2 protein-coding genes are annotated in these 2,780 nt (G+C 35.7%); one reads left to right on the top strand and one right to left on the bottom strand.

Going from position 1 to position 2,780, the window contains the following annotated elements; translation table 11 throughout:
- On the top strand, positions 1-703 hold a 703-nt coding region (locus ACH2BG_RS11085), incomplete at its 5' end, for a TolB family protein (protein ID WP_395047757.1).
- Positions 704-841: 138 nt separating this feature from the next.
- On the opposite strand, the gene ACH2BG_RS11080 is transcribed toward ACH2BG_RS11085, so the two are convergent.
- The coding region (locus tag ACH2BG_RS11080) for a DEAD/DEAH box helicase (protein ID WP_395047756.1) at positions 842-2,780 on the bottom strand (1,939 nt) is incomplete at its 5' end.

The raw sequence follows: 2,780 nt of genomic DNA, 5'->3' as shown, positions 1-2,780 counted from the left end.
TACCGCCATTTATAAAGGAATTTTATCTGATGGAAAAATAAACTCAATAACAAAGAATGCCATAGTTGATAAAAATTCACAAGAAACTATTCCTTTCTTTAGTTCGGACGGAAAATTCATTTTTCTATTTTCAAATTATCAGAATCAAAATCCTAAAAATCTTGATTTATGGGTTGGAAAATATGATAGAAAAGGTCTGATTCACGACCTGAAAAAGGCAACGACAATAAATACCGACTCTGTTGAATATTATGGTTCTATGTCGGCAAATGGACATATATATTTCTCTTCTTGGCGTAAAAATGGCTCTGGTAAAGGTGATATTTTTTCAACAAAATTCAAGAATGGAAAGTTTTCTGCCATAAATCAGCTAGACAACAACATTAATAATAAATTTATAAATTCTTCTCCAGCAATATCTCCAAAAGGAGATTGGCTTATATTTTTCAATGAAAATGAAGGTGTCGCTGACCTATATATTAGTTTTCTAAAGAAAGAAAGATGGTCAAAACCGATTAAGTTGTCAAATATTGTAAATACTCCAAATTTTGAGTTTGCACCTGTTATTAGTGATAATGGTAAAACACTATACTTTTCGAGAAGAGAAAAATCGACCGTATCCGACAAACAAGTTTATCATATTTACAAAATTTCAATTGACGAATTAGGATTGGACAAACTTAAACTTATAGCACAGTATTGATTTTTTGAGCTAATTGCGCTAAATTTTTCAGAACCTTACATTTGTGTTTAATTCAATAGTGTTGGGACGCTATATTAATAAAAAAAAGCCTTGAAAAAATAATTTTCAAGGCTTTATTATTAAAGTCAAAGACTATTTTTAGCTTCTTCTTGGTCTTTTAGGTCTCTCAGAACTTGATTCAGAAGGACGTGGTGTAAAACCTGATCCTGATGAACGTCTTTCGTTTCTTGGTGCTCTGTCTGAAGATTCACTTCTTTCTGAACTTCTTCCAAAACCACCTTCTCTTGGAGCTGATCCTCTGCTAAATCCGCCTTCTCTTGGAGCCGAACTTCTTGATTCACTTCTTGGTCCAAAAGCACCACCGCCACCACCAGATCTTGGTGCTGAACTTCTTTCTCCTCTAAAACCTCCGCCGCCAGAACTTCTTCCGCCACCGAAACCACCACCAGAACTTCTTCCGTTGTGATCACGACGTCCAGAGCTTGAACCACCGTCATTTTTAGAAATTTCAACGTTTATTCTTCTTCCGTTAAGGTCGAATCCGTTAAGAACTTCCATTACTTTATCAGTATGTTCTGCATAGGTATTAAAGAAAGAGAAACCTTCTTTTACATCTACTTTAAATACATCATCACGACCTAAGTCTAATGTTTCTTTTAAGAAATCTTTTAGTTGCATCCAATCGAAATCGTCTCTAGAACCAATATTTACAAAATAACGCGTTGCGCCATTGTTGCTATTTTCTCTTGGAGCACCATCTCTATCATCACGTTCACGTCTGTCTGAACCTGAAGATTGATTAGAAATATCTCTGTTTTTCTTATAGTAATTGATAAAACGGTTAAATTCTACTGATACCATTTTCTTGATTAACTCTTCTTTCGTTAAGTCTTCTAAAACGCTATTGATAGCTGGTAAATAGTTGTCAATTTCGTGATCAACTTCCGTATCTTTAATTTTGTTTGCTAAGTGTAATAATTGGATTTCGCAGATTTCTATTCCAGAAGGAATTGTTTTTTCTTCAAACTTTTGTTTGATAATTCTTTCGATAGAAGAAATTTTGCGAATTTCACTTTTGGTTACAATAACAATAGAAGTTCCTAGTTTTCCTGCACGTCCGGTACGACCAGAACGGTGGTTATAGGTTTCTATTTCGTCTGGCAATTGGTAATTTACAACGTGTGTAATATTATCAACATCGATTCCACGAGCAGCAACATCAGTCGCTACAAGCATTTGGATTTGTCTACCACGGAAAGCTTTCATAACACCATCACGTTGCGCTTGAGATAAATCTCCGTGCAAAGCAGCAGCACTATAACCATCTTCGACTAATTTTTCAGCAACAGCTTGTGTATCACGTTTTGTTCTACAAAAAACTACAGAGAAAATGTCTGGATTAGCATCAGCTAATCGCTTCAAAGCTTCGTAACGATCACGAGCATTTACTAAGTAAAATTCGTGAGAAACTGTTGCAGAACCTGAGTTTTTAGCTCCTACAGTAATTTCTATTGGATCGGTCATGAATTGTTTTCCAATTCTAGCTACCTCAGCAGGCATTGTTGCAGAAAACAACCAAGTATTTTTCTCGTCTGGAGTTGTAGATAAAATGTTTACGATGTCTTCGTAAAAACCCATGTTCAACATTTCGTCAGCCTCGTCAAGAATACAGTAGTTTATTTGAGAAATGTCAACTAATCTTCTGTTAATCATGTCTTGCATTCTTCCTGGAGTTGCCACAATAATTTGCGCTCCTCTTTTGATGTCTCTTGCTTGTTCTGTGATACTTGCACCACCATAAACCGCCACTACATTAATACCTTTTTCGTATTTTGAGTAGTTTTTAAGCTCATTTGTAATCTGCAAACATAGTTCGCGAGTAGGTGATAAAATTAACGCCTGTGTATTTCTATTGTTGGCATCAATTTTTTGAATGACTGGAAAACCAAAAGCTGCCGTTTTCCCTGTCCCTGTCTGAGCCAACGCAACTAAATCAATGTCTTTTTCCAATAGCATCGGAATCGCTTTCTCTTGTACTTCGGTCGGATTCTCAAATCCTAGATCGATAATCGCACGT

The organism is Flavobacterium sp. (genome assembly GCF_043779715.1).
Lineage (GTDB): Bacteria > Bacteroidota > Bacteroidia > Flavobacteriales > Flavobacteriaceae > Flavobacterium.
The sequence above is the reverse complement of the archived record's forward strand: the minus strand, read 5'-3'. Positions and strand labels throughout refer to the sequence as shown.